This is a genomic window from Levilactobacillus namurensis (assembly GCF_032197885.1).
GTDB lineage: Bacteria > Bacillota > Bacilli > Lactobacillales > Lactobacillaceae > Levilactobacillus > Levilactobacillus namurensis_A.
In genome coordinates this window covers 341,005-365,318 of sequence record NZ_CP134159.1, presented here as the reverse complement: position 1 = coordinate 365,318, position 24,314 = coordinate 341,005, and the positions used below count along the sequence as shown (strand labels likewise).

General features: G+C 53.0%; 19 protein-coding genes. 15 read left to right on the top strand and 4 right to left on the bottom strand.

Going from position 1 to position 24,314, the window contains the following annotated elements:
• Window positions 1-273 precede the first annotated feature (273 nt).
• The 4 genes from RIN67_RS01470 to RIN67_RS01450 all read right to left on the bottom strand — a co-directional run bounded on the left by RIN67_RS01470 (window position 274) and on the right by RIN67_RS01450 (window position 3,827).
• Window positions 274-915: a hypothetical protein gene (locus RIN67_RS01470; RefSeq protein ID WP_264999717.1), complete on the bottom strand. Its 642-nt coding sequence runs from the start codon at window positions 913-915 to the stop codon at window positions 274-276.
• A 15-nt stretch (window positions 916-930) separates the two neighbouring features.
• Window positions 931-1,341, bottom strand: coding sequence for a hypothetical protein (locus RIN67_RS01465; protein WP_264999718.1), 411 nt, complete (start codon window positions 1,339-1,341; stop codon window positions 931-933).
• Between the two features lie 114 nt (window positions 1,342-1,455).
• The gene (locus tag RIN67_RS01460; protein ID WP_264999719.1) at window positions 1,456-2,469 is read right to left on the bottom strand and encodes a lipoate--protein ligase; all 1,014 of its coding nucleotides are present in this window, start codon (window positions 2,467-2,469) and stop codon (window positions 1,456-1,458) included.
• An 869-nt stretch (window positions 2,470-3,338) separates the two neighbouring features.
• Entirely contained in the window at window positions 3,339-3,827 is a 489-nt protein-coding gene (locus RIN67_RS01450; protein ID WP_264999720.1) for an Rrf2 family transcriptional regulator, read from the bottom strand.
• Between the two features lie 577 nt (window positions 3,828-4,404).
• Here RIN67_RS01450 and RIN67_RS01445 point away from each other — a divergent pair.
• From RIN67_RS01445 to RIN67_RS01375, 15 genes are all read left to right on the top strand, one after another.
• Complete coding sequence (locus RIN67_RS01445; protein WP_264999721.1) at window positions 4,405-5,424, top strand: ABC transporter ATP-binding protein; 1,020 nt, start codon at window positions 4,405-4,407, stop codon at window positions 5,422-5,424.
• A complete protein-coding gene (locus tag RIN67_RS01440; protein ID WP_264999722.1) occupies window positions 5,421-6,401 on the top strand; it encodes an ATP-binding cassette domain-containing protein in 981 nt (326 codons plus the stop codon). Before RIN67_RS01445 ends, RIN67_RS01440 begins: the two co-directional genes overlap by 4 nt.
• Complete coding sequence (locus tag RIN67_RS01435) at window positions 6,401-7,360, top strand: ABC transporter permease (RefSeq protein WP_264999723.1); 960 nt, start codon at window positions 6,401-6,403, stop codon at window positions 7,358-7,360. Before RIN67_RS01440 ends, RIN67_RS01435 begins: the two co-directional genes overlap by 1 nt.
• A gap of 12 nt (window positions 7,361-7,372) precedes the next feature.
• Entirely contained in the window at window positions 7,373-8,323 is a 951-nt protein-coding gene (locus RIN67_RS01430) for an ABC transporter permease (RefSeq protein WP_264999724.1), read from the top strand.
• A 122-nt stretch (window positions 8,324-8,445) separates the two neighbouring features.
• Window positions 8,446-10,245 (top strand): oligopeptide ABC transporter substrate-binding protein, encoded by a 1,800-nt coding sequence (locus tag RIN67_RS01425; RefSeq protein WP_264999725.1) that lies wholly within the window; start codon window positions 8,446-8,448, stop codon window positions 10,243-10,245.
• An 821-nt stretch (window positions 10,246-11,066) separates the two neighbouring features.
• Window positions 11,067-12,119, top strand: a complete 1,053-nt coding sequence (locus RIN67_RS01420) for an ABC transporter ATP-binding protein (protein WP_264999726.1) — start codon at window positions 11,067-11,069, stop codon at window positions 12,117-12,119.
• Window positions 12,116-13,090, top strand: coding sequence for an ATP-binding cassette domain-containing protein (locus RIN67_RS01415; protein ID WP_264999727.1), 975 nt, complete (start codon window positions 12,116-12,118; stop codon window positions 13,088-13,090). The genes RIN67_RS01420 and RIN67_RS01415 overlap by 4 nt, the downstream gene beginning before the upstream one ends.
• The gene (locus tag RIN67_RS01410; RefSeq protein ID WP_264999728.1) at window positions 13,090-14,049 is read left to right on the top strand and encodes an ABC transporter permease; all 960 of its coding nucleotides are present in this window, start codon (window positions 13,090-13,092) and stop codon (window positions 14,047-14,049) included. Before RIN67_RS01415 ends, RIN67_RS01410 begins: the two co-directional genes overlap by 1 nt.
• 14 nt (window positions 14,050-14,063) lie before the next feature.
• On the top strand, window positions 14,064-15,014 hold the full coding sequence (locus RIN67_RS01405; RefSeq protein WP_264999729.1) for an ABC transporter permease: 951 nt from the start codon (window positions 14,064-14,066) through the stop codon (window positions 15,012-15,014).
• 137 nt (window positions 15,015-15,151) lie between these two features.
• On the top strand, window positions 15,152-16,969 hold the full coding sequence (locus RIN67_RS01400; RefSeq protein ID WP_313872936.1) for an oligopeptide ABC transporter substrate-binding protein: 1,818 nt from the start codon (window positions 15,152-15,154) through the stop codon (window positions 16,967-16,969).
• Between the two features lie 822 nt (window positions 16,970-17,791).
• Window positions 17,792-18,844, top strand: coding sequence for an ABC transporter ATP-binding protein (locus RIN67_RS01395; protein ID WP_264999726.1), 1,053 nt, complete (start codon window positions 17,792-17,794; stop codon window positions 18,842-18,844).
• A complete protein-coding gene (locus RIN67_RS01390; RefSeq protein WP_264999727.1) occupies window positions 18,841-19,815 on the top strand; it encodes an ATP-binding cassette domain-containing protein in 975 nt (324 codons plus the stop codon). Before RIN67_RS01395 ends, RIN67_RS01390 begins: the two co-directional genes overlap by 4 nt.
• Window positions 19,815-20,774 carry an ABC transporter permease gene (locus RIN67_RS01385; protein WP_264999728.1) on the top strand — a complete coding sequence of 320 codons (960 nt, stop codon included), beginning with the start codon at window positions 19,815-19,817 and terminating at the stop codon, window positions 20,772-20,774. The genes RIN67_RS01390 and RIN67_RS01385 overlap by 1 nt, the downstream gene beginning before the upstream one ends.
• Window positions 20,775-20,788: 14 nt before the next feature.
• Window positions 20,789-21,739, top strand: coding sequence for an ABC transporter permease (locus RIN67_RS01380; RefSeq protein ID WP_264999729.1), 951 nt, complete (start codon window positions 20,789-20,791; stop codon window positions 21,737-21,739).
• A gap of 137 nt (window positions 21,740-21,876) precedes the next feature.
• Window positions 21,877-23,694 carry an oligopeptide ABC transporter substrate-binding protein gene (locus RIN67_RS01375; protein ID WP_264999730.1) on the top strand — a complete coding sequence of 606 codons (1,818 nt, stop codon included), beginning with the start codon at window positions 21,877-21,879 and terminating at the stop codon, window positions 23,692-23,694.
• Window positions 23,695-24,314 lie beyond the last annotated feature (620 nt).

Sequence of the window (24,314 nt, the reverse complement as noted above, 5' to 3'; positions counted from 1 at the left end):
CTAACGAACCTTAAGCGCCTAAAAAAAGGACCTGAGAAGTTACCTTCTCAGGTCCTTTCGGTGGCCGTTAAGTCGAAACTTAACAGGATCTATTTTGGAATCCACATTCCCGCAAAATCAAGTACGTCACAAATCCGGTGACATCTGTACCCCACCATCAAAAATTCACCTAGCCGCTTGCGCAGAAGTTATTGGCGAACCAATAATCCGTGATTTCTCGACTCATCGCATAGAAACATCATAGCATCTCTAGCGTTGACTTGCAAGCAGTTCTTACTTCTTAGGCGTCGTCTTCTTCGTCGTGGTAGCCTTTTTCGCTGGCGCTTTGCGCGTGGTCCGCTTCTTAGCCGGAGCCTTTTTCGCCGTGGTCTTCTTGGCAGCGGTCTTCTTAGTCGTCGCCTTGGTGGCGGCTTTCTTTGCTGGTTGCTTAGCCGTTGCCGCCAGTTGGTCCGTCTGGGCCGCGTTTTCGGCCGCCGTCTTCAACTTATCGATCTGGAGCAACACCCAGTCGTGGAGACTTTGGTCCGCCGTGGCGGCCTGTTCCAGGTAGGTGGTCGCCGGGGCCAGAGCGTCGATTCGCAAACCGGAGACGTTGATGGCATCCGTCTCGATCACCGCATAGATGTTAATCGGCGCCGTTTGGCCCACGTCCATGATTTTACCGATAGTCTTACTATCCTGCATCGGCAAGTTGATCACGCTCATCTCTAGGCGCACGGAAACTTCCGCATCGCTTAAGGTCAACGTGGCTTGGGCCAGTTGGTCCGCCGTGATCTGTTCGCGCATAAAGGCCGCCAGTGGTGCCAAGACCGCATCCGGGTCGGCATAAAAGTCGGCTTGTTTGGCGGTCGCGTTGAAGTGGTGCACCTCATCGTTTTCGACGGCGTCCATAAACCCTTGAATCTGTCGTTCCATCAAATCATCCCTTCTTTATTTTCCGAACCGACGACGGTCCCGTTCTTTCTGTTCCGCTAACCGTAACCGTAGCGCCAGGACCAACCAGTACCCGTTAGCCACCAGCATCCCCACGCCAAAGGCCGACATCAGCGTCCGAATCAAGAGGCTGGCGTCACTGTGGAACAGCATGTTCAAGATCACGCCGACCAACCCCAGCGAGTAGATCACGATGACCAGGCCCATCACGTAAAAGGAAGGCTTCCAGTCCAGGGCCGCTAGAACAATCGGAATGGCGTAGAGGATTACCGCAATCAGGGTCGAACGTCCCAGATCATGCGCCACGGGTTCGGTACCTTGAATGAAGGACTGGTGCATCAAAACGTTGATCACCAAAAAACCGATCAAGGAAACAACAGCCCACGAAATGACATTACGATCTCTCATTTTAACTAAAACTCCTCATTATCTAAAAAGGCGTGGTCAACCGACCACGTCCTCAAGTCAATTTCCATTCTTATTCTAACGTATTCCCCGGTGAAAATCAGTAGGAAACCAAAACTAGTCGACCAGCAAATCTAAGACGTCATTGGTTGGAATCCCGTTGAAGTATTGTTGCGTGTCCACACTGTTCAGGACCGCCCCAACGTGTTCCCGGTCGTACCGCACGCCCGTCAGCTTATCCGCTAACGCCGTAACGTCGCTCGGACCGAAGAAGTCACCGTAGAACTTGATGTTCTTGATCTTCCCACCGTCGATCTGGAGCCGAGCGTCAATGGTCCCGTAGTCGAAGTGTTGCCGCTTCTTGACCGTGAACTCTGGGGAGTTGCCGTAGACCCAGTCCCAGTTGCTGTAGTATTCATTGTAGATCTTATCAATGGCGGCCTTTTCGTCGTCACTGATGGTGACCTGCTTGTCCATGATGTCATCCAAGTTATCCACGTGGAAGAGTTCCTTTAACAGGGTGTCACGGAATTCGGGCACCGTTAAGTTTTGGTATTCTGGTGCCAAGTACGGCTTCAAGTTCGTGACCCGGGAGCGTACGGACTTGATACCCTTGGACTTGATCTTGTCGGCTGGCACGTTCAGGGCGTCCGCGATGACGTTTTGGTCCACGTCCAGCATCAAGGTCCCGTGGGAGAAGGTCTTCCCGCTGTGGGAGTACATGGCGTTCCCGGAGAACTTCTTGCCGTCGACTAAGATGTCGTTCCGGCCAGAGACTTCGGCGTCCTTAGCCCCCATGGCGTGCAGAGCATCCACGATAGGTTGGACGAAGGACTTGAAGTCCCCGAACTCTTCGCTGTCACTGTCGACCACGAAGCTAAAGCACAGGTTGCCCAGGTCTTGGTAGACCGCGCCCCCACCGGACAGACGCCGGGTGACCGTGATGTTATGTTCTTCCACGTACTTCTGGTTGATTTCTTCCAATGTATTTTGGTTCCGGCCGACGATGATGCATGGGCCTTCGTAATAGAAGAGCACCAGCGGTTCGTCGAACTGCTTATTATTCATTAAGTATTGTTCGGTCGCAAGATTGTGCCGAATATCGTGTGATTTCATAGCATACCAATACATCCCAAAAACCCCTTTCAAAATTAACCAAACCTACCAGTACCGGGGGTAACCTGCCCCCTAACCGGCTACTTAAAATGATAGCACGCATTGGAAGCGATTACAATCAAGCTTCCAAATTCTCCGCCTGAATTTGCAAAGTCAGCATTATCTTTCTTGTGGTGGCGGTTTACCGAGCCTGTCAGCGGCTCAGGTTCGCTCAGAGTCGTGTGGTTTTAAAGGCGACCGTAACCCAAAAGAGAGTGCGACAAAAGGCGGTTAGTCAGTGAGCATTAACGTCGTAAGCCCGGTAATCCTGGGGTTGGATTATCGGGCTTACGGGGTTAAGCGGAGCTGGCTGCCTTTGGTCGCACGTTTCAGCACCGGATCGTTATCACCAAGAACAAAAAAGGACCTCACCCCAAACGGGATAAGGTCGCAGTGGTGGCTTGCATGAATAAGACCGTCAAATGTCTTTTAGCCATGGTGAAAGCCGACCAATTGTATGATTACTCATACCACGGACTCAAGGTCCAATAAGGCTTGCACCTTATAAATTGAATTCTAACAGTCTCACGTTGGTATTTCCAATTAGAATCACCGGGAGATACTGTTTTGTGTACGCTCAATTTAGCCGTGAGGGCGGTCCTGAAGGGGCTCAGTGGTGTCGTTTGGGTTATTCGGGGTGGTTTTCCCGGATTACCCAAAGGCCGAGCTTGAAGACCTGGTACTTTCAGGACTTACGTCGTGCCCACCACGTTCCAGCCCCTTCAGGACCAACCGTTAAGGCGAATACTTCCACAATCTGCCCTTGACTAAACGTAGGAAAGAGCCTGGGCGTTTGCCCCAGACTCTTTAGATTGCAGTGCTCACAGCCCCCACTAAATAACGATTTAGTTTTCCGACGTCCCGTTTTCCTGCTGCCGGTGAATCAGTTGCCGAAAGTAGCCGTGACTATGCAGATCGCGCTTTAAGGCCGTCATCGTGAATTGATGGTAGAACCGCCGATAATCGTCATCAGCCAGGGTGAATAGATCGGTCAACGTCTGGGAGATGTTCGCCGAGATATCCGTACTGTCACTGACCTTGGCGCCCTTCGAGTCCCCAGTGATGAACCGGGCGTAACTAATGGTTGGTGGAATCGTCAGGTCGTAGAGTTCCCCCACGTTGATATCCGCCAGGTCCCGAATCAACTGATATCCCCCGTTCTTGCCTACCGAGCCTTCAATGTACCCCTGCTTATGCAAAACGGATAAGATGTTGCGGATCATGACCGCATTCAATTGTAAAGAAGTCGCTAACTCACGGCTGGCAATCTTCCGGGGACGATTCTCGTCCAGATAGAGCAAGCTGTGAACGGCGACAGAAAAGTCTAGTCTCATCTTTTTAGCCCATCGCTTTCAAAAATTCTGTCATTTATAGCTATCATACCACACCTGACAGGGCCTGTTGGAAATCCCCCCTCCGGAATCAATCCCCCCACGCACCGTTATTCCGGGCGTAGGGGCGTCCCGTTTCGAACGGCGCACCCTGCAAGTTTCCAATCCAGTTCACCAAAACCACTCGCTGCCTGATCCAAGCCAAGGGCCACTCTGCTACGTCCGCCTAGCGCTTCACTCATCATTTTCTCATTTTATCTCCCTGCATATTCTTACACCACCCTGCATACCAAAAACGGGGATTATGCACCGTTTGACAAGAAAATTTGCGAACTATTGGAAAAGTGGTCCAAATTTTATCTCATTTTTCAAGAACCTGTCATGATTGGTTTAATCAAAAAGAGCCAAGGATTTCTAAAAATTCTTAGTGACTTTTCAGCAGATCAATCTGAGATATGGTGTCTGTATGAATCATGATACCAGTGAATGATTATCGAGGCTGGATTTGTATACGGCCACAATTTATTCAGTTAGCCGTTACTTAAAATGAGAAATAAATGAGAAAAGAGGAGGGGTTTTTGTGGAACCCACTGCAGATTTTCTAAATATCAAGGACGTCAGCACCGCTTTTAAGATCAACGGTCACTACTACGACGCCATCACCCACGTGAACCTCCAAGTCCACCACGACGAGATTCTCGCCATCGTCGGCGAGTCCGGCTGTGGCAAGACCACGCTAGCCACCACGATCATGGGGTTGCAAGACCCCAGTGAAACCAAGATTACTGGGGAAATCGACTTCGAAGGCACCAACCTCCTGGCACTGAACGACGACCAGTACAACCAGTACCGGGGCGCCAAGATTGGCATGATCTTCCAAGACCCGCTATCCGCGTTGAATCCGCTCAAGCGAATCGAAGACCAGATCAGCGAAGTCATGACCTACCACACGACACTGACCAGTGACCAGAAGCACCAACGGGTCTTAGACCTCCTGGACCAAGTCGGAATCGTAGACCCCAAGCGTACCGCGCGGCAATTCCCCCACGAGCTTTCCGGGGGGATGCGTCAACGGGTGATCATCGCCATCGCGATTGCCTGCAAGCCCGACCTGATCATCGCCGACGAGCCGACCACGGCGCTGGACGTGACGATTCAAGCCCAGATTCTGGACGTCTTACGGGCCATCCAACAGGAAAACCACGCCGGCATCATCCTGATCACTCACGACTTGGGGGTCGTCGCCGAGACCGCCGACCGGGTGGCCGTGATGTACGCGGGTCAGATTGTCGAAGAGGGCAGTGCCCAGCAGATCTTCGACACGCCCGAACACCCCTACACCCGGTCATTGTTGCGGTCAATGCCGCAACGGGGCAATGAAAACGACGACCTCTACGTCATCCGGGGCAACGTTCCCTCTCTACAGAAGATGCCCCAGACCGGCGACCGGTTCGCCCCGCGGATTCCCTGGGTGCCCGCTAGCGCCCACGAAGCCAATCCAACCATGCACCAAGTTGCTCCGGGTCACCTAGTCCGGTGTACCTGCTACCGTAACTTCGCTTTTCCAGACCAAGCCTTGAAGGAAGGTCGTGCGTCATGAGTCTGATCACTATCCAAAACCTAAAAGTCCACTACCCCATCCGTTCGGGCTTCTGGAACCGGGTGACCGACGAAGTCCCCGCCGTTGACGGCATCAGCTTCGCTATTGAAGCCGGAGAGACTTACGGACTGGTCGGCGAATCCGGTTCCGGCAAGACCACCACGGGCAAGTCCGTAGTGGGGCTGGAGAAGGTCACCAGCGGGTCGATCCTCTATCAGGGACAAGACATTACCCAAAAAGCCAACCGCCGGCGGTTGAACTATAACCGCGACGTGCAGATGATCTTCCAAGATTCGCTGTCCAGCCTGAATCCGCGGAAACGGATCGAAGACATCATCGCCGAACCCCTCCGTAACTTCGAGCACCTGAGTAAAGAAGACGAAAAGTTACGGGTCTTACAGCTCCTAGACATCGTAGGGCTGGACGCCGATGCGTTGTACAAGTACCCCCATCAATTCTCCGGGGGCCAACGACAACGAATCGGGGTCGCCCGAGCCGTCGCCACCAACCCTAAGTTGATTGTCGCCGACGAACCCGTGTCCGCCCTGGACCTGTCCGTGCAAGCCCAGGTTTTGAACTTCATGAAGAAGATCCAACGTGAATTCGGGATCTCCTACCTGTTCATCTCACACGACCTCGGCGTGGTCCGGCACATGTGCCAGAACATCGCCATCATGAACCGGGGCCGGTTGGTCGAGATTGGCACCCGCGATGACATCTATAACCACCCGTTACACATCTACACCAAGCGACTGTTGGCCGCGATTCCCAAGATTAACGTAGCCCAACGCGCGGCGCACCGCGCATCCCGGCTAGCCGTCGAACGCATCTACCAAGAACAGCGAGCCAAGTACTACGACGATGACGGCAAGGCCTATCCACTGGTCGCCGTCTCACCCACCCATTCGGTGGCGTTACCCGCAGCCTTAGCCCACCAGTTGGCCCAAGAAGAAACGCAAAGGGAGGCGCAGGCCTAATGTGGAAAACCATTTTACGGCGGATTCTCATCATGGTTCCCGAAGTCATTATTTTAAGTATTCTGGTGTTCTTACTGGCCAAGGCCATGCCGGGAGATCCCTTTACCGGGTCGATCAACCCCAAGGCGGACCCCGCCCAGCTTCACCACCTGATGAAGCTCAACGGCCTCTACGACCCCTGGTACCAACAGTACTGGCACTGGGTGGTCCACCTGTTCCACGGAAACTTGGGCCAAAGCTACCAGTACCAGGAACCCGTTACCCGGCTGATTGCGGGCCGGGCCACCAACACCTTGTGGTTGACGGGTTTTTCCATGATTCTGACCTACGCGTTGGCGTTGCCCATGGGGGTCTTCGCTGGCCGGCATGAAGGCAAGTTGCCCGATACGGTGATCCGGGTCTACACCTACGTCGCCTACTGCATCCCCTTCTTCGTCATCCTGGTCTTAGGCATCTGGATCTTCGGTTACGTCTTCGGCTGGTTCCCCACTACGGGGTCCATCTCGACCAACGCGACGACCTGGCTACAGACCATTGGTTCGCGGTTCTACCACATCCTGTTGCCCGCAATTCTGGGGGCGTTGTTTGGGACCGTCAATATCGTCCAATATCTACGGTCCGAAGTCATCGACGCCAAGCGCTCCGATTACGTGCGGACGGCGCGGGCTAAAGGGGTGCCCCGCAAGGACATTTACCGACACCACATCTTCCGGAACTCCCTGTTGCCCATCGCGGCGTTCGCCGGGTATTCCATCACCGGGTTACTGAACGGCTCCATCTTTACCGAAACCGTCTTCTCCTACCCCGGCATGGGACTCCTGTTCGTGAACTCGATCAGCTACCGGGATTACACGGTCATCACCGCGCTGGTCTTGATCTACGGCATCTTGAACCTGTTGGGGACGTTACTCTCCGACATCATCTTGACGCTGGTCGACCCACGGATTCGAATCGAATAGGAGGTCGTGACCATGGCAGAAAATTTCAACCAACACTCGGACGTCTCCGCTGCCGACTTAGCCCGGCTGTCACAAGAAGCTAAATCGGAAGCGACGCCGTCCACGGCCCGGATTATCTGGGACGAATTCAAAGCGGATAAGCCCGCGATGGTCGCATTGGTAATCATCGTTGGTTTCATCTTCTTCGTGATGATCGCCTCATTGTTCATCAACACGCCCCAGATGATGCAGACCGATATTATGAATTACTTTGATAAACCCGGCACTGACGGCTTGTTACTGGGAGCCGATTCCGGGGGCCGTTCCGTCGCCCAACAACTGATTGTCGGGTCGCGGAACTCCATCGGAATCGCCTTAGGGCTGACCGCGATTTCCTCAACCTTTGGAATCTGCTGGGGGCTGATTTCCGGGTACTACAGCGGCTATATCGACTGGGGCATGCAACGGGTCTACGACTTCATGATGATGCTCCCGATGACCATGATGATCATCGTGTTGGTCACCATCATCCCCCACTACAACGCCATCACGTTAACGCTAATCTTTTCCATCTTTTACTGGGAAGGCACGTCGCGGCTGATTCGGTCGCGGACCCTCGCCGAATCCCAGAAGGACTACGTGGCCGCGTCGAAGACCTCCGGGACCAGCAACCTCAAGATCATCTTTCGCGAGATTATGCCCAACATTTCGTCCTTGATTATCGTCGACACCACGTTGTCCTTCGCCGAAAACATTGGGGTCGAAACCGGGCTGTCCTACCTGGGCTTCGGGTTGCCACCACAAACACCGTCGTTAGGGACCATGATTGCTAACGCCAACGATCCCAACAACATCACCCAGTACTGGTGGACTTGGTTGCCCGCCGCCCTCGAGATTATCATTTTATGTCTATCCATTAGTTACATTGGTCAAGTCATCCGTCGGGCCGCCGATGCCTCACAACGGCAAGGCGCCGCAGATTAATCACGACCACCCATTAAGGAGATGGTGTCCGCACAGCCTATCGTGTACCACGACCAGTCCCGATTTTTGAGGAGAGATCCCGACCGGCCTTTGTATGAGGAATCTACAAGGGGGAACATCCTATGGTAAAAAACAAACTGGTTTTGTCCGCAATGGCAGTCCTCGCGACCTTAAGCCTGGCTGCTTGCGGCAACAAGAAGAGCAGTGCCTCGTCCAGCTCAGCTGAAGCGGGGGCGTCCGTTAAGCTGTTAGATAATTACAATAACCCGGCCAAAGCCAACGCGGCCGCCAATAACGGAACGTTGAAAATCGCCGAAGCCAACTCATCACCCTTCCAAGGCATCACGGACCCAGCACTGGCTTCTAACGCTGAAGACTCAGATGTCTTTGCACCCGGTGGTGAAGGCGCCCTGTTCAATCAGGACAAGAACTACAAGATCATCAACGGTGGGTTGGCAAACTTGTCTTTGAACCGGAAGAACAACACCGCGACCGTCACGGTTCGGCCCAATGCTAAGTGGTCGAACGGGATGAAGGTCACCGCCCGAGACGTCGAGTACCCTTACGAAGTCATTGGCAACAAGGCCACCACGTCGCAACAATTCTCAGCCGACTTTAACGACATCAAGGGGATGGCCGCTTACCACGCGGGCAAGGCCAAGACCATTTCCGGCTTCACCTACCCTAAGGGCCAATCCGGCAACGTGGTCGTGATCCACTTTAACCACTTGACGCCAAGTATGAAGTTCAACGGGAACTCCTTCATGTGGGGGTACGTCGAACCTTACGAGTACATCAAGAACGTGCCAATTGCTAAGTTGGCGGCTTCCAAGCAGATTCGCAAGGATCCCATCTTCACCGGGCCTTACAAGTTGAACAAGGTCGTCGAAGGGGAATCCACGACTTGGGTTCCGAACCCCGACTTCTACGGCAAGCAACCACAGATCAAGCACATCAGCATCAACGTGGTCTCCCCGAACAACATCGATAAGGCCATCCAATCCAAGAAGTACGATTACGTCTCCGGTGGTCTGCAAGGGACCGACTACAAGCAACTGAAGAGCTTGAAGAACTACCACATCGTCGGCAGTCCAGCCTTAAGCTACGACTACTTCGGCTTCAACTTGGGGCACTTTGACACCAAGACTGGCGAAAACGTCATGGATCCTAAGGCTAAGATGGCCAACAAGAACTTGCGGAAGGCCATGCTCTACGCACTGAACCTGGACCAAGTCACCAAGAAGTTCGGGTACGGCATGAGCTGGCGGGCCAACACCTTACTGCCACCTGTCTTCACCAACTACTACAACGCCCAAGAAAAGGGTTACCCACTGAACATCAAGAAAGCCAACCAACTGCTTGACCAAGCGGGCTTCAAGAAGAAGGGGCAATACCGGACTTTGCCAAATGGTAAGCCGTTGAAGATCAACTTCGGTGCCATGACGGGGACCTCCGTTCAGATGGCTGAGTACCAAGACTTCCTGCAACAATGGCACAAGATTGGCCTGGACGTTCAATTCGCCGGTGGTAAGCCGATGGAAATGAACAGCTTCTACGCGGCATTGCAGGCGCCTTCTCAAAACAAGATCGACGTTTGGTCTGGTGCTTGGAGCGTTTCATCCGAACCAACCCCAACGCAAATCTACGGCCAAGACGCAACCTTCAACATGGGCCACTTCGTCTCTGCTGAAAACACCAAGCTGTTGAACGAAATGAACGGTAACAAGGCTTGGAACAACAGTTACCGGACTAAGGTCTTCAAGCAGTGGCAGACTTACATGAACCAACAAGCTGCCGTTGGGCCAGAGTCCTTCGGATACGCTTGGTCTCCAGTTAACCAACGGGTCAAGGGCTACAGTGTCAGCCCAGCTGACAACAACTTCTGGAGCAACTTGGCTTTGACCAGCAAGAATATCCAGTAACAGTCACGTCACTTTAGGCGTGAGGTCTCAGACCCCACGCCTTTTTGGTGTTGGTGCCAATCATACGCCTTACCGGTCGGCCAGACAGGGCTGGAACGCCGTGGGCACCACTTCGAGCCACAGAGCGGTCTCGAAGCTGGGCCTTTTCCTAGGCGAGCTGAAAGACGCTCACCAAGGAAAATTTCACGGCTGAGCCCTGTCTGACCGACCTCTCGGCTCACACTGGTGGTGAAGTTGACTAATCGTTTGGGAACAACTCTCCTACCACCGTTAGGCCCCAACAGCCGATAGGGCCCAGCCGGTGACATTAGCGTTAGGCCAGCGGTTTTCTGGCCTTAGGCTAAGGCCGAGCTTTGAGATTCGCGGGTTTGGCGAAGCTCAAAGTCGTGCCCACTGGCGTCACGGCCCTGCCAATCGGATGTTGGGACCGTTTGGATCCGCGGCCGGCCGGTAAGGCGGACGTCTCCCCTCCCCCGTTCATACAAGGGGTGCATAAGAAATATGCAGGGTCGTTTATAAAATTAATTGTGTTAAGAAATCGCTTTCACAAACATAGGACGTTAGCCAATGGCTGAAACCAGTGGCGCAGAGGAGATTTCGGCCGGGGAACGAACCAACCCTTAACTTTTTTCCTATGTTTTTATGAGAGCCAGCTAACCCCGGGCTGACGGTAATTATGAAGGATTTATGAATAATTTTCGGGTTATTTTCTAATACTGGGGGTTGAAAATGAGGATTTGATTAATTATAATCAATCACAGTTAATATATAAGGCGTTTTTGCATACGGACAAACGCCGAGTTAATAAGTTCTGCTTACGAATGAGAGATAAATTAGAAAATGGGGGAATTACCGTGGAGAACGCAACAGATTTTCTAAACATCAAAGACGTCAGCACGGCCTTCAAAATCAACGGGCAGTTCTACGACGCCATTTCGCACATCGACCTCCAAGTTCACCACGACGAAATTTTAGCCATCGTGGGGGAATCCGGTTGTGGGAAGAGTACGTTAGCCACGACGATTATGGGGTTACATAATCCAGCCGAAACAAAGATTTCCGGGTCCATCGACTTCGAGGGCACCGACCTGCTTCAGCTAAGCGACGATGACTACAACCAGTACCGGGGCGCCAAGATCGGCATGATCTTCCAAGACCCCCTGTCCGCGTTGAACCCCTTGAAACGAATCGAAGACCAGATCAGTGAGGTCATGGATTACCACTCCGACCTCACCAGCGCTGAAAAGCACGACCGAGTCCTTGAATTACTGGACCAAGTCGGAATCGTCAATCCCAAGCGAACAGCTCATCAATTTCCTCACGAACTTTCCGGGGGGATGCGTCAACGGGTAATCATTGCCATCGCGATTGCCTGCAAGCCCGACTTGATTATCGCCGACGAACCCACCACCGCGTTGGACGTGACGATTCAAGCCCAGATCCTAGATGTCTTGCGTGAGATTCAAAAGGAAAACCACGCCGGCATCATCTTGATCACTCATGACCTGGGCGTTGTCGCTGAGACCGCCGACCGGGTGGCCGTGATGTACGCGGGGCAAATCGTCGAACAAGGGACCGCCGAGCAAATCTTCAACACACCGGAACACCCCTACACCCGTTCCCTGTTGCGGTCGATGCCCCAACGGGATAACGAAAACGACGACCTCTACGTCATCCAGGGGAACGTCCCATCCTTACAGAAGATGCCCCAGACCGGGGATCGCTTCGCACCCCGGATTCCTTGGGTCCCGGCGAGTGCCCACGAGGACAACCCGACCATGCATGAAGTCACAGCGGGCCACTTAGTTCGGTGCACCTGCTACCGTGATTTTCAATTTCCAGACCAACCAGAGAAAGGAAGCGTGACTGAATGAGCTTAGTTGAAATCAAAGATCTGAAGGTCCACTACCCCATCCGTTCGGGCTTCTGGAACCGGGTCACCGACGAAGTGCCCGCCGTTGACGGCATCACCTTCAACATTGAAGCCGGCGAAACTTACGGCCTGGTGGGTGAATCCGGGTCCGGGAAGTCGACCACCGGGAAATCTGTGGTGGGCTTGGAAAAGGTCACCGGCGGCTCCATCCTGTACAACGGTCAAGACATTACCAAGAAAGCCAATCGGCGGAAGTTGGACTACAACCACGACGTGCAAATGATTTTCCAAGACTCCCTTTCCAGTTTGAATCCACGGAAACGAATCGAGGACATCATCGCCGAACCCCTCCGGAACTTCGAACACCTGAGTAAGGAGGACGAAAAGTTGCGGGTCTTACAACTCCTGGACATTGTTGGTTTGGACGTTGATGCGTTATACAAGTACCCGCACCAATTTTCCGGAGGCCAACGGCAACGGATCGGGGTCGCCCGGGCCGTGGCCACCAACCCCAAGCTGATCATCGCCGACGAACCCGTCTCCGCCTTGGACCTGTCCGTTCAAGCCCAAGTCCTGAACTTCATGAAGAAGATTCAACGGGAATTCGGCATTTCCTACTTATTTATTTCCCACGACTTAGGGGTCGTCCGGCACATGTGCAACAACATTGCCATCATGAACCGGGGCCGGTTAGTCGAGATTGGGACCCGAGATGACATCTACAACCACCCGCTCCACATCTACACCAAGCGGTTGTTAGCGGCCATCCCCGAGACCAACGTCAACCAGCGAGCCGCCCACCGGGCCTCTCGTCTGGCGGTCGAAGAAGTCTACCGGGAACAACAAAGTAAGTACTACGACCCCGACGGTAAAGCCTATCCCTTAGTCGCGGTCAGCCCGACCCACCAGGTCGCTCTGCCCGAAGCCGTCGCTCATCAACTCGCCCAACAGGAAAGTGAGGTGCAGGCCTAATGTGGAAAACGATTCTTCGCCGGATTTTGATCATGATTCCCGAAGTCATCATCTTAAGTATCTTGGTCTTCTTACTGGCTAAGGCGATGCCTGGGGACCCGTTCACCGGGTCAATCAACCCCAAGTCCGACCCTGCGCAGATCAAACACCTAATGAAAATCAACGGCCTTTATGACCCCTGGTACCAACAGTACTGGAACTGGGTTGTTCACCTGTTCCACGGGAACCTGGGTAACAGCTACCAATACCAAGAACCCGTCACCCGTCTAATTGGGGGCCGGGCGCAAAATACCCTGTGGCTAGCACTCTTCACCATGATTCTGACCTACGCACTGGCCCTGCCTATGGGGGTCTTCGCCGGCCGCCACGAAGGTAAAATCCCCGACACCGTAATTCGGGTCTACACCTACGTGACCTACTGTATCCCGTTCTTCGTGATTTTGGTCATCGGTATCTGGATTTTCGGCTACGTACTGGGCTGGTTCCCTACGACTGGGTCAATTTCCTCAGAAGCCTCGGGCTGGTTGCACACCCTTGGGTCGCGATTCTACCACGTGCTGCTACCAGCTATTCTGGGGGCCCTATTCGGAACCGTCAACATCGTCCAATACCTGCGGTCCGAAGTCATCGACGCCAAGCGCTCCGATTACGTACGGACGGCGCGGGCTAAAGGGGTTCCCAGCAAGGACATCTACCGGCACCACATCTTCCGGAACTCCCTGTTGCCGATTGCGGCTTTTGCCGGCTACTCCATCACCGGGTTGTTGAACGGGTCCATCTTCACCGAAACCGTCTTCTCTTACCCCGGCATGGGACTTCTGTTCGTGAACTCGATCAGTTACCGGGACTACACGGTCATTACCGCGCTGGTCTTAATCTACGGAATTTTAAACTTACTGGGTACCCTACTCTCCGATATCATCTTGAGTGTCGTTGACCCACGAATTCGAATCGAATAGGAGGTCGACAAACAATGGCAGCAAACTTTAATGAACATTCAGACATTTCGGCAGCCGACCTCACGCGGTTGTCACAAGAAGCTAAAGCGGAGGCCACCCCGTCTTCGGCCCGCATCATCTGGGACGAATTCAAGGCCGACAAACCCGCCATGGTGGCCCTCGTCATCGTGGTCGGCTTCATCCTCTTCGTCATGATTGGCTCGTTGTTCATCAACACGCCCAAGATGATGGAGACCAACATCATGAACTACTTTAGCCAACCTGGTCAAAACGGCCTATTCCTGGGGGCCGACTCCGCTGGTCGGTCGGTGGCCCAACAACTAATCGTTGGTTCACGTAACTCTATCGGTATCGCCCTTGGGCTGACTCTGATCTCGTCAACGTTTGGGATCTGCTGGGGTTTAATCTCCGGCTACTTCAACGGCTACATCGACTGGGGGATGCAACGGGTCTACGACTTCATGATGATGCTTCCCATGACCATGATGATCATCGTGTTGGTCACCATCATCAAGAACTACAACGCCGTGACCCTGACGCTGATCTTCTCCATCTTCTACTGGGAAGGCACGTCGCGACTGATTCGGTCGCGGACCCTAGCGGAATCCGAGAAAGACTACGTGGCCGCCTCCAAGACTTCGGGAACCGGTAACTTTAAGATTATCTTCCGCGAGATTATGCCGAACATTTCATCGCTGATCATCGTTGACACCACCCTATCCATCGCCGAAAACATCGGGGTTGAAACCGGGCTGTCCTACCTGGGCTTCGGGCTACCGCTACAAACCCCGTCGCTAGGGACCATGATTGCTAACGCCAACGACCCCAATAACATCACGCAATACTGGTGGACTTGGTTGCCGGCCGCGCTGGAAATCATCATTCTGTGTCTGTCAATTAGCTACATCGGCCAAGTTATCCGTCGAGCTGCCGACGCCTCTCAACGTCAAGGAGCCACGGACTAATGGCTACACCCAGTTAAGGAGATGGTGCCCGCCAATACGCCCGTTATACTTAAGCATTACCCGTCCCATCACTGTTGAGTTTCTGAGGAGAACCCAACGTACATCACAGTTGTCGTCATATAAGGGGGAAATATCCTATGGTAAAAAAGAAATTGGTTCTTTCTGCGATGGCCATCCTAGCCACCGTCAGTCTGGCCGCTTGTTCCAGCAAGAAGTCCTCTTCTTCTGAACAATCCGGTACGACCGCTTCCGTCAAGCTCTCAACGAGCTATAAAAACACCAACAAGACCAACAAGTCCGCGACTAAAAACGGCACGTTGAAGCTGGCCGAAGTTAACGATTCACCGTTCCAAGGCATCTCCGACCCCATCCTAGCTTCCAACGCCGAAGATAGTGACGTCTTCTCGCCCGGGGGCAGCGGCGCTCTGTTCAACACCGACAAGAACTACAAAATCGTCGATGGTGGGCTAGCCAATCTCCGTTTGAGCCGCAAGAACAAGACCGCCACGATCACCCTACGCAAAGATGCTAAGTGGTCCAACGGTATGAAGGTTACCGCTAAGGATGTCGAGTACTCCTACGAAGTCTTAGCCAACAAGAACACTACATCGCAACAGTACTCCTCTGATTACAATGCTATCAAAGGGATGGCCGCTTACCACGCTGGTAAGGCCAAAACCATCTCTGGTATCACCTTCCCGGACGGCGAAAAGGGCCGGACCACGGTTATTCACTTCACCAAGATGTCACCATCTATGAAGTTCTCCGGGAACTCCTTTATCTGGGAAACCGCTGAACCTTACGAATACATCAAGAACGTGCCGATTGCCAAGTTAGCATCCTCCGAACAAGTGCGGAAGAACCCAATCTTTACTGGTCCTTACAAGCTAGATAAGTTGGTTACCGGTGAATCTACCAGTTGGGTACCGAACAAGTACTACTACGGCAAGAAGGCCCAAATCGGCCGGATCACCATCAACGTGGTCTCCAGCAACAACATCGACAAAGCCTTCCAGTCCAAGAAGTATGACGCTACGGTACCAAGCGGTGCCGGAACACTGGGTGGGACCGACTACAAGAACTTAAAGGACCTCAAGAACTACAAGATTGTCGGTCAATCTGCCCTGAGTTACAACTACTTCGCCTTCAACATGGGGTACTACGACTCTAAGACGGGGAAGAACGTCTCCGATCCAAACGCCAAGATGGCCAACAAGAGTCTGCGGCAAGCCATGATGTACGCCCTGAACCAAGACCAAGTCTTGAAGAAGTTCGGATACGGGGTATCATGGCGGGCTAATTCCTTGATTCCACCGGTCTTCCAGAAGTACTACGATAAGTCGGCCAAGGGTTACCCGTTGAACATGAAGAAAGCCAAGAAGTTACTGAACGACGCGGGCTACAAGAAGCGTAACGGTAGCAAGTGGCGTTCTGATCCAGATGGCAAGGCCTTGAAGATCAACTTCGGGGTCATGAGCAGTAGTGCTGCCAACGAAGCTACTTACCAGGATTACCTGCAACAATGGCACAAGTTGGGACTGAACGTGCAATACACGAACGGTAAGCCAATGGAAATGAACAGCTTCTACGACACCCTGCAGAAGCCTAAGCAAAACAAGATGGACGTCTGGTTGGGAGCTTGGAGCTTATCCTCCGAACCATCACAATCACAACTGTACGGTGAAACGGCTGCCTTCAACATGGGACACTTCGTTACGAAGAAGAACACCAAGTTGATCAACGCCATGAATGACAGTACGGCTTGGAACGACGCCAAGCGGACCAAGACCTTCAAGGATTGGCAAGCTTACATGAACGAAGAAGCCGCCGTCGTGGCTCAGAAGTTCAGTTACGCTTGGACCCCAGTCAACAAGCGGGTCAAGGGCTACAGTGTCAGCCCAGCTGACAACAACTTCTGGAGCAACTTGGCTTTGACCAGCAAGAATATCCAGTAACAGTCACGTCACTTTCAGGCGTGAGGTCTCAGACCCCACGCCTTTTTGGTGTTGGTGCCAATCATACGCCTTACCGGTCGGCCAGACAGGGCTGGAACGCCGTGGGCACCACTTCGAGCCACAGAGCGGTCTCGAAGCTGGGCCTTTTCCTAGGCGAGCTGAAAGACGCTCACCAAGGAAAATTTCACGGCTGAGCCCTGTCTGACCGACCTCTCGGCTCACACTGGTGGTGAAGTTGACTAATCGTTTGGGAACAACTCTCCTACCACCGTTAGGCCCCAACAGCCGATAGGGCCCAGCCGGTGACATTAGCGTTAGGCCAGCGGTTTTCTGGCCTTAGGCTAAGGCCGAGCTTTGAGATTCGCGGGTTTGGCGAAGCTCAAAGTCGTGCCCACTGGCGTCACGGCCCTGCCAATCGGATGTTGGGACCGTTTGGATCCGCGGCCGGCCGGTAAGGCGGACGTCTCCCCTCCCCCGTTCATACAAGGGGTGCATAAGAAATATGCAGGGTCGTTTATAAAATTAATTGTGTTAAGAAATCGCTTTCACAAACATAGGACGTTAGCCAATGGCTGAAACCAGTGGCGCAGAGGAGATTTCGGCCGGGGAACGAACCAACCCTTAACTTTTTTCCTATGTTTTTATGAGAGCCAGCTAACCCCGGGCTGACGGTAATTATGAAGGATTTATGAATAATTTTCGGGTTATTTTCTAATACTGGGGGTTGAAAATGAGGATTTGATTAATTATAATCAATCACAGTTAATATATAAGGCGTTTTTGCATACGGACAAACGCCGAGTTAATAAGTTCTGCTTACGAATGAGAGATAAATTAGAAAATGGGGGAATTACCGTGGAGAACGCAACAGATTTTCTAAACATCAAAGACGTCAGCACGGCCTTCAAAATCAACGGGCAGTTCTACGACGCCATTTCGCACATCGACCTCCAAGTTCACCACGACGAAATTTTAGCCATCGTGGGGGAATCCGGTTGTGGGAAGAGTACGTTAGCCACGACGATTATGGGGTTACATAATCCAGCCGAAACAAAGATTTCCGGGTCCATCGACTTCGAGGGCACCGACCTGCTTCAGCTAAGCGACGATGACTACAACCAGTACCGGGGCGCCAAGATCGGCATGATCTTCCAAGACCCCCTGTCCGCGTTGAACCCCTTGAAACGAATCGAAGACCAGATCAGTGAGGTCATGGATTACCACTCCGACCTCACCAGCGCTGAAAAGCACGACCGAGTCCTTGAATTACTGGACCAAGTCGGAATCGTCAATCCCAAGCGAACAGCTCATCAATTTCCTCACGAACTTTCCGGGGGGATGCGTCAACGGGTAATCATTGCCATCGCGATTGCCTGCAAGCCCGACTTGATTATCGCCGACGAACCCACCACCGCGTTGGACGTGACGATTCAAGCCCAGATCCTAGATGTCTTGCGTGAGATTCAAAAGGAAAACCACGCCGGCATCATCTTGATCACTCATGACCTGGGCGTTGTCGCTGAGACCGCCGACCGGGTGGCCGTGATGTACGCGGGGCAAATCGTCGAACAAGGGACCGCCGAGCAAATCTTCAACACACCGGAACACCCCTACACCCGTTCCCTGTTGCGGTCGATGCCCCAACGGGATAACGAAAACGACGACCTCTACGTCATCCAGGGGAACGTCCCATCCTTACAGAAGATGCCCCAGACCGGGGATCGCTTCGCACCCCGGATTCCTTGGGTCCCGGCGAGTGCCCACGAGGACAACCCGACCATGCATGAAGTCACAGCGGGCCACTTAGTTCGGTGCACCTGCTACCGTGATTTTCAATTTCCAGACCAACCAGAGAAAGGAAGCGTGACTGAATGAGCTTAGTTGAAATCAAAGATCTGAAGGTCCACTACCCCATCCGTTCGGGCTTCTGGAACCGGGTCACCGACGAAGTGCCCGCCGTTGACGGCATCACCTTCAACATTGAAGCCGGCGAAACTTACGGCCTGGTGGGTGAATCCGGGTCCGGGAAGTCGACCACCGGGAAATCTGTGGTGGGCTTGGAAAAGGTCACCGGCGGCTCCATCCTGTACAACGGTCAAGACATTACCAAGAAAGCCAATCGGCGGAAGTTGGACTACAACCACGACGTGCAAATGATTTTCCAAGACTCCCTTTCCAGTTTGAATCCACGGAAACGAATCGAGGACATCATCGCCGAACCCCTCCGGAACTTCGAACACCTGAGTAAGGAGGACGAAAAGTTGCGGGTCTTACAACTCCTGGACATTGTTGGTTTGGACGTTGATGCGTTATACAAGTACCCGCACCAATTTTCCGGAGGCCAACGGCAACGGATCGGGGTCGCCCGGGCCGTGGCCACCAACCCCAAGCTGATCATCGCCGACGAACCCGTCTCCGCCTTGGACCTGTCCGTTCAAGCCCAAGTCCTGAACTTCATGAAGAAGATTCAACGGGAATTCGGCATTTCCTACTTATTTATTTCCCACGACTTAGGGGTCGTCCGGCACATGTGCAACAACATTGCCATCATGAACCGGGGCCGGTTAGTCGAGATTGGGACCCGAGATGACATCTACAACCACCCGCTCCACATCTACACCAAGCGGTTGTTAGCGGCCATCCCCGAGACCAACGTCAACCAGCGAGCCGCCCACCGGGCCTCTCGTCTGGCGGTCGAAGAAGTCTACCGGGAACAACAAAGTAAGTACTACGACCCCGACGGTAAAGCCTATCCCTTAGTCGCGGTCAGCCCGACCCACCAGGTCGCTCTGCCCGAAGCCGTCGCTCATCAACTCGCCCAACAGGAAAGTGAGGTGCAGGCCTAATGTGGAAAACGATTCTTCGCCGGATTTTGATCATGATTCCCGAAGTCATCATCTTAAGTATCTTGGTCTTCTTACTGGCTAAGGCGATGCCTGGGGACCCGTTCACCGGGTCAATCAACCCCAAGTCCGACCCTGCGCAGATCAAACACCTAATGAAAATCAACGGCCTTTATGACCCCTGGTACCAACAGTACTGGAACTGGGTTGTTCACCTGTTCCACGGGAACCTGGGTAACAGCTACCAATACCAAGAACCCGTCACCCGTCTAATTGGGGGCCGGGCGCAAAATACCCTGTGGCTAGCACTCTTCACCATGATTCTGACCTACGCACTGGCCCTGCCTATGGGGGTCTTCGCCGGCCGCCACGAAGGTAAAATCCCCGACACCGTAATTCGGGTCTACACCTACGTGACCTACTGTATCCCGTTCTTCGTGATTTTGGTCATCGGTATCTGGATTTTCGGCTACGTACTGGGCTGGTTCCCTACGACTGGGTCAATTTCCTCAGAAGCCTCGGGCTGGTTGCACACCCTTGGGTCGCGATTCTACCACGTGCTGCTACCAGCTATTCTGGGGGCCCTATTCGGAACCGTCAACATCGTCCAATACCTGCGGTCCGAAGTCATCGACGCCAAGCGCTCCGATTACGTACGGACGGCGCGGGCTAAAGGGGTTCCCAGCAAGGACATCTACCGGCACCACATCTTCCGGAACTCCCTGTTGCCGATTGCGGCTTTTGCCGGCTACTCCATCACCGGGTTGTTGAACGGGTCCATCTTCACCGAAACCGTCTTCTCTTACCCCGGCATGGGACTTCTGTTCGTGAACTCGATCAGTTACCGGGACTACACGGTCATTACCGCGCTGGTCTTAATCTACGGAATTTTAAACTTACTGGGTACCCTACTCTCCGATATCATCTTGAGTGTCGTTGACCCACGAATTCGAATCGAATAGGAGGTCGACAAACAATGGCAGCAAACTTTAATGAACATTCAGACATTTCGGCAGCCGACCTCACGCGGTTGTCACAAGAAGCTAAAGCGGAGGCCACCCCGTCTTCGGCCCGCATCATCTGGGACGAATTCAAGGCCGACAAACCCGCCATGGTGGCCCTCGTCATCGTGGTCGGCTTCATCCTCTTCGTCATGATTGGCTCGTTGTTCATCAACACGCCCAAGATGATGGAGACCAACATCATGAACTACTTTAGCCAACCTGGTCAAAACGGCCTATTCCTGGGGGCCGACTCCGCTGGTCGGTCGGTGGCCCAACAACTAATCGTTGGTTCACGTAACTCTATCGGTATCGCCCTTGGGCTGACTCTGATCTCGTCAACGTTTGGGATCTGCTGGGGTTTAATCTCCGGCTACTTCAACGGCTACATCGACTGGGGGATGCAACGGGTCTACGACTTCATGATGATGCTTCCCATGACCATGATGATCATCGTGTTGGTCACCATCATCAAGAACTACAACGCCGTGACCCTGACGCTGATCTTCTCCATCTTCTACTGGGAAGGCACGTCGCGACTGATTCGGTCGCGGACCCTAGCGGAATCCGAGAAAGACTACGTGGCCGCCTCCAAGACTTCGGGAACCGGTAACTTTAAGATTATCTTCCGCGAGATTATGCCGAACATTTCATCGCTGATCATCGTTGACACCACCCTATCCATCGCCGAAAACATCGGGGTTGAAACCGGGCTGTCCTACCTGGGCTTCGGGCTACCGCTACAAACCCCGTCGCTAGGGACCATGATTGCTAACGCCAACGACCCCAATAACATCACGCAATACTGGTGGACTTGGTTGCCGGCCGCGCTGGAAATCATCATTCTGTGTCTGTCAATTAGCTACATCGGCCAAGTTATCCGTCGAGCTGCCGACGCCTCTCAACGTCAAGGAGCCACGGACTAATGGCTACACCCAGTTAAGGAGATGGTGCCCGCCAATACGCCCGTTATACTTAAGCATTACCCGTCCCATCACTGTTGAGTTTCTGAGGAGAACCCAACGTACATCACAGTTGTCGTCATATAAGGGGGAAATATCCTATGGTAAAAAAGAAATTGGTTCTTTCTGCGATGGCCATCCTAGCCACCGTCAGTCTGGCCGCTTGTTCCAGCAAGAAGTCCTCTTCTTCTGAACAATCCGGTACGACCGCTTCCGTCAAGCTCTCAACGAGCTATAAAAACACCAACAAGACCAACAAGTCCGCGACTAAAAACGGCACGTTGAAGCTGGCCGAAGTTAACGATTCACCGTTCCAAGGCATCTCCGACCCCATCCTAGCTTCCAACGCCGAAGATAGTGACGTCTTCTCGCCCGGGGGCAGCGGCGCTCTGTTCAACACCGACAAGAACTACAAAATCGTCGATGGTGGGCTAGCCAATCTCCGTTTGAGCCGCAAGAACAAGACCGCCACGATCACCCTACGCAAAGATGCTAAGTGGTCCAACGGTATGAAGGTTACCGCTAAGGATGTCGAGTACTCCTACGAAGTCTTAGCCAACAAGAACACTACATCGCAACAGTACTCCTCTGATTACAATGCTATCAAAGGGATGGCCGCTTACCACGCTGGTAAGGCCAAAACCATCTCTGGTATCACCTTCCCGGACGGCGAAAAGGGCCGGACCACGGTTATTCACTTCACCAAGATGTCACCATCTATGAAGTTCTCCGGGAACTCCTTTATCTGGGAAACCGCTGAACCTTACGAATACATCAAGAACGTGCCGATTGCCAAGTTAGCATCCTCCGAACAAGTGCGGAAGAACCCAATCTTTACTGGTCCTTACAAGCTAGATAAGTTGGTTACCGGTGAATCTACCAGTTGGGTACCGAACAAGTACTACTACGGCAAGAAGGCCCAAATCGGCCGGATCACCATCAACGTGGTCTCCAGCAACAACATCGACAAAGCCTTCCAGTCCAAGAAGTATGACGCTACGGTACCAAGCGGTGCCGGAACACTGGGTGGGACCGACTACAAGAACTTAAAGGACCTCAAGAACTACAAGATTGTCGGTCAATCTGCCCTGAGTTACAACTACTTCGCCTTCAACATGGGGTACTACGACTCTAAGACGGGGAAGAACGTCTCCGATCCAAACGCCAAGATGGCCAACAAGAGTCTGCGGCAAGCCATGATGTACGCCCTGAACCAAGACCAAGTCTTGAAGAAGTTCGGATACGGGGTATCATGGCGGGCTAATTCCTTGATTCCACCGGTCTTCCAGAAGTACTACGATAAGTCGGCCAAGGGTTACCCGTTGAACATGAAGAAAGCCAAGAAGTTACTGAACGACGCGGGCTACAAGAAGCGTAACGGTAGCAAGTGGCGTTCTGATCCAGATGGCAAGGCCTTGAAGATCAACTTCGGGGTCATGAGCAGTAGTGCTGCCAACGAAGCTACTTACCAGGATTACCTGCAACAATGGCACAAGTTGGGACTGAACGTGCAATACACGAACGGTAAGCCAATGGAAATGAACAGCTTCTACGACACCCTGCAGAAGCCTAAGCAAAACAAGATGGACGTCTGGTTGGGAGCTTGGAGCTTATCCTCCGAACCATCACAATCACAACTGTACGGTGAAACGGCTGCCTTCAACATGGGACACTTCGTTACGAAGAAGAACACCAAGTTGATCAACGCCATGAATGACAGTACGGCTTGGAACGACGCCAAGCGGACCAAGACCTTCAAGGATTGGCAAGCTTACATGAACGAAGAAGCCGCCGTCGTGGCTCAGAAGTTCAGTTACGCTTGGACCCCAGTCAACAAGCGGGTCAAGGGCTTCAACGTTAGTCCAGCCAACAACGAAGTCTACAGCAACCTGACCCTTACGTCATCGAAGCTGCAGTAATCGCGACATCAGTTTCACCAAAACGCACGAATCCCGCGAGGTTCGTGCGTTTTTGGGTGCTCTTCTCAAGTCGAGACACCGTCTAGCCACGTCGAACTAGTTAGAATCAAACTGGCCGCCCTCCGGCGCTCAGGGGTTGGAACGCCTGCGGGCACGATTTTAAACTTCGCCAAGACCACGAATTTCAAAACTCGGCCTGATGGTAAGCCAGCCAAAAACGCTGACTAACCATCATTTCGCTGGCTGAACCTCTGCTCGCCTCCGGGCTATGACCTATCGAACAAACTAACGCTGAAATTACTGGCAACCTCCGCTAACCAGATGGCACTTGACCATGACGACACAAGAAAATCCACTCATGTTGCGGTGAACACATCGCATCTACTTTAGACACACGTCTTCCGCGAGTCCAGGTGGCCCGAATAACCGATTAGTCGACTTGTCATGCCAGTGAACCCGACTTTAAGCTTCATCAAGATCAGCTTTAGCTTAAGACCAGCAGATTATTGCCCCCCATTCCGCCAGTGGGCAATGGTGATTCTTAGCGCACGTTTGACGGCCATCAACGACCAGTATGAGCCGAGAGGGCGGCCAGACAGGGCTCAGCCGTGAAATTTTCC

Coding starts and splice junctions, on each gene's coding strand:
- RIN67_RS01430 (WP_264999724.1), top strand. CDS start 7,373: ATGGCAGAAAATTTCAACCAACACTCGGACGTCTCCGCTGCCGACTTA.
- RIN67_RS01390 (WP_264999727.1), top strand. CDS start 18,841: ATGAGCTTAGTTGAAATCAAAGATCTGAAGGTCCACTACCCCATCCGT.
- RIN67_RS01460 (WP_264999719.1), bottom strand. CDS start 2,469: ATGTATTGGTATGCTATGAAATCACACGATATTCGGCACAATCTTGCG.
- RIN67_RS01395 (WP_264999726.1), top strand. CDS start 17,792: ATGAGAGATAAATTAGAAAATGGGGGAATTACCGTGGAGAACGCAACA.
- RIN67_RS01405 (WP_264999729.1), top strand. CDS start 14,064: ATGGCAGCAAACTTTAATGAACATTCAGACATTTCGGCAGCCGACCTC.
- RIN67_RS01375 (WP_264999730.1), top strand. CDS start 21,877: ATGGTAAAAAAGAAATTGGTTCTTTCTGCGATGGCCATCCTAGCCACC.
- RIN67_RS01435 (WP_264999723.1), top strand. CDS start 6,401: ATGTGGAAAACCATTTTACGGCGGATTCTCATCATGGTTCCCGAAGTC.
- RIN67_RS01465 (WP_264999718.1), bottom strand. CDS start 1,341: ATGAGAGATCGTAATGTCATTTCGTGGGCTGTTGTTTCCTTGATCGGT.
- RIN67_RS01440 (WP_264999722.1), top strand. CDS start 5,421: ATGAGTCTGATCACTATCCAAAACCTAAAAGTCCACTACCCCATCCGT.
- RIN67_RS01380 (WP_264999729.1), top strand. CDS start 20,789: ATGGCAGCAAACTTTAATGAACATTCAGACATTTCGGCAGCCGACCTC.
- RIN67_RS01400 (WP_313872936.1), top strand. CDS start 15,152: ATGGTAAAAAAGAAATTGGTTCTTTCTGCGATGGCCATCCTAGCCACC.
- RIN67_RS01425 (WP_264999725.1), top strand. CDS start 8,446: ATGGTAAAAAACAAACTGGTTTTGTCCGCAATGGCAGTCCTCGCGACC.
- RIN67_RS01450 (WP_264999720.1), bottom strand. CDS start 3,827: ATGAGACTAGACTTTTCTGTCGCCGTTCACAGCTTGCTCTATCTGGAC.
- RIN67_RS01420 (WP_264999726.1), top strand. CDS start 11,067: ATGAGAGATAAATTAGAAAATGGGGGAATTACCGTGGAGAACGCAACA.
- RIN67_RS01415 (WP_264999727.1), top strand. CDS start 12,116: ATGAGCTTAGTTGAAATCAAAGATCTGAAGGTCCACTACCCCATCCGT.
- RIN67_RS01410 (WP_264999728.1), top strand. CDS start 13,090: ATGTGGAAAACGATTCTTCGCCGGATTTTGATCATGATTCCCGAAGTC.
- RIN67_RS01470 (WP_264999717.1), bottom strand. CDS start 915: ATGGAACGACAGATTCAAGGGTTTATGGACGCCGTCGAAAACGATGAG.
- RIN67_RS01385 (WP_264999728.1), top strand. CDS start 19,815: ATGTGGAAAACGATTCTTCGCCGGATTTTGATCATGATTCCCGAAGTC.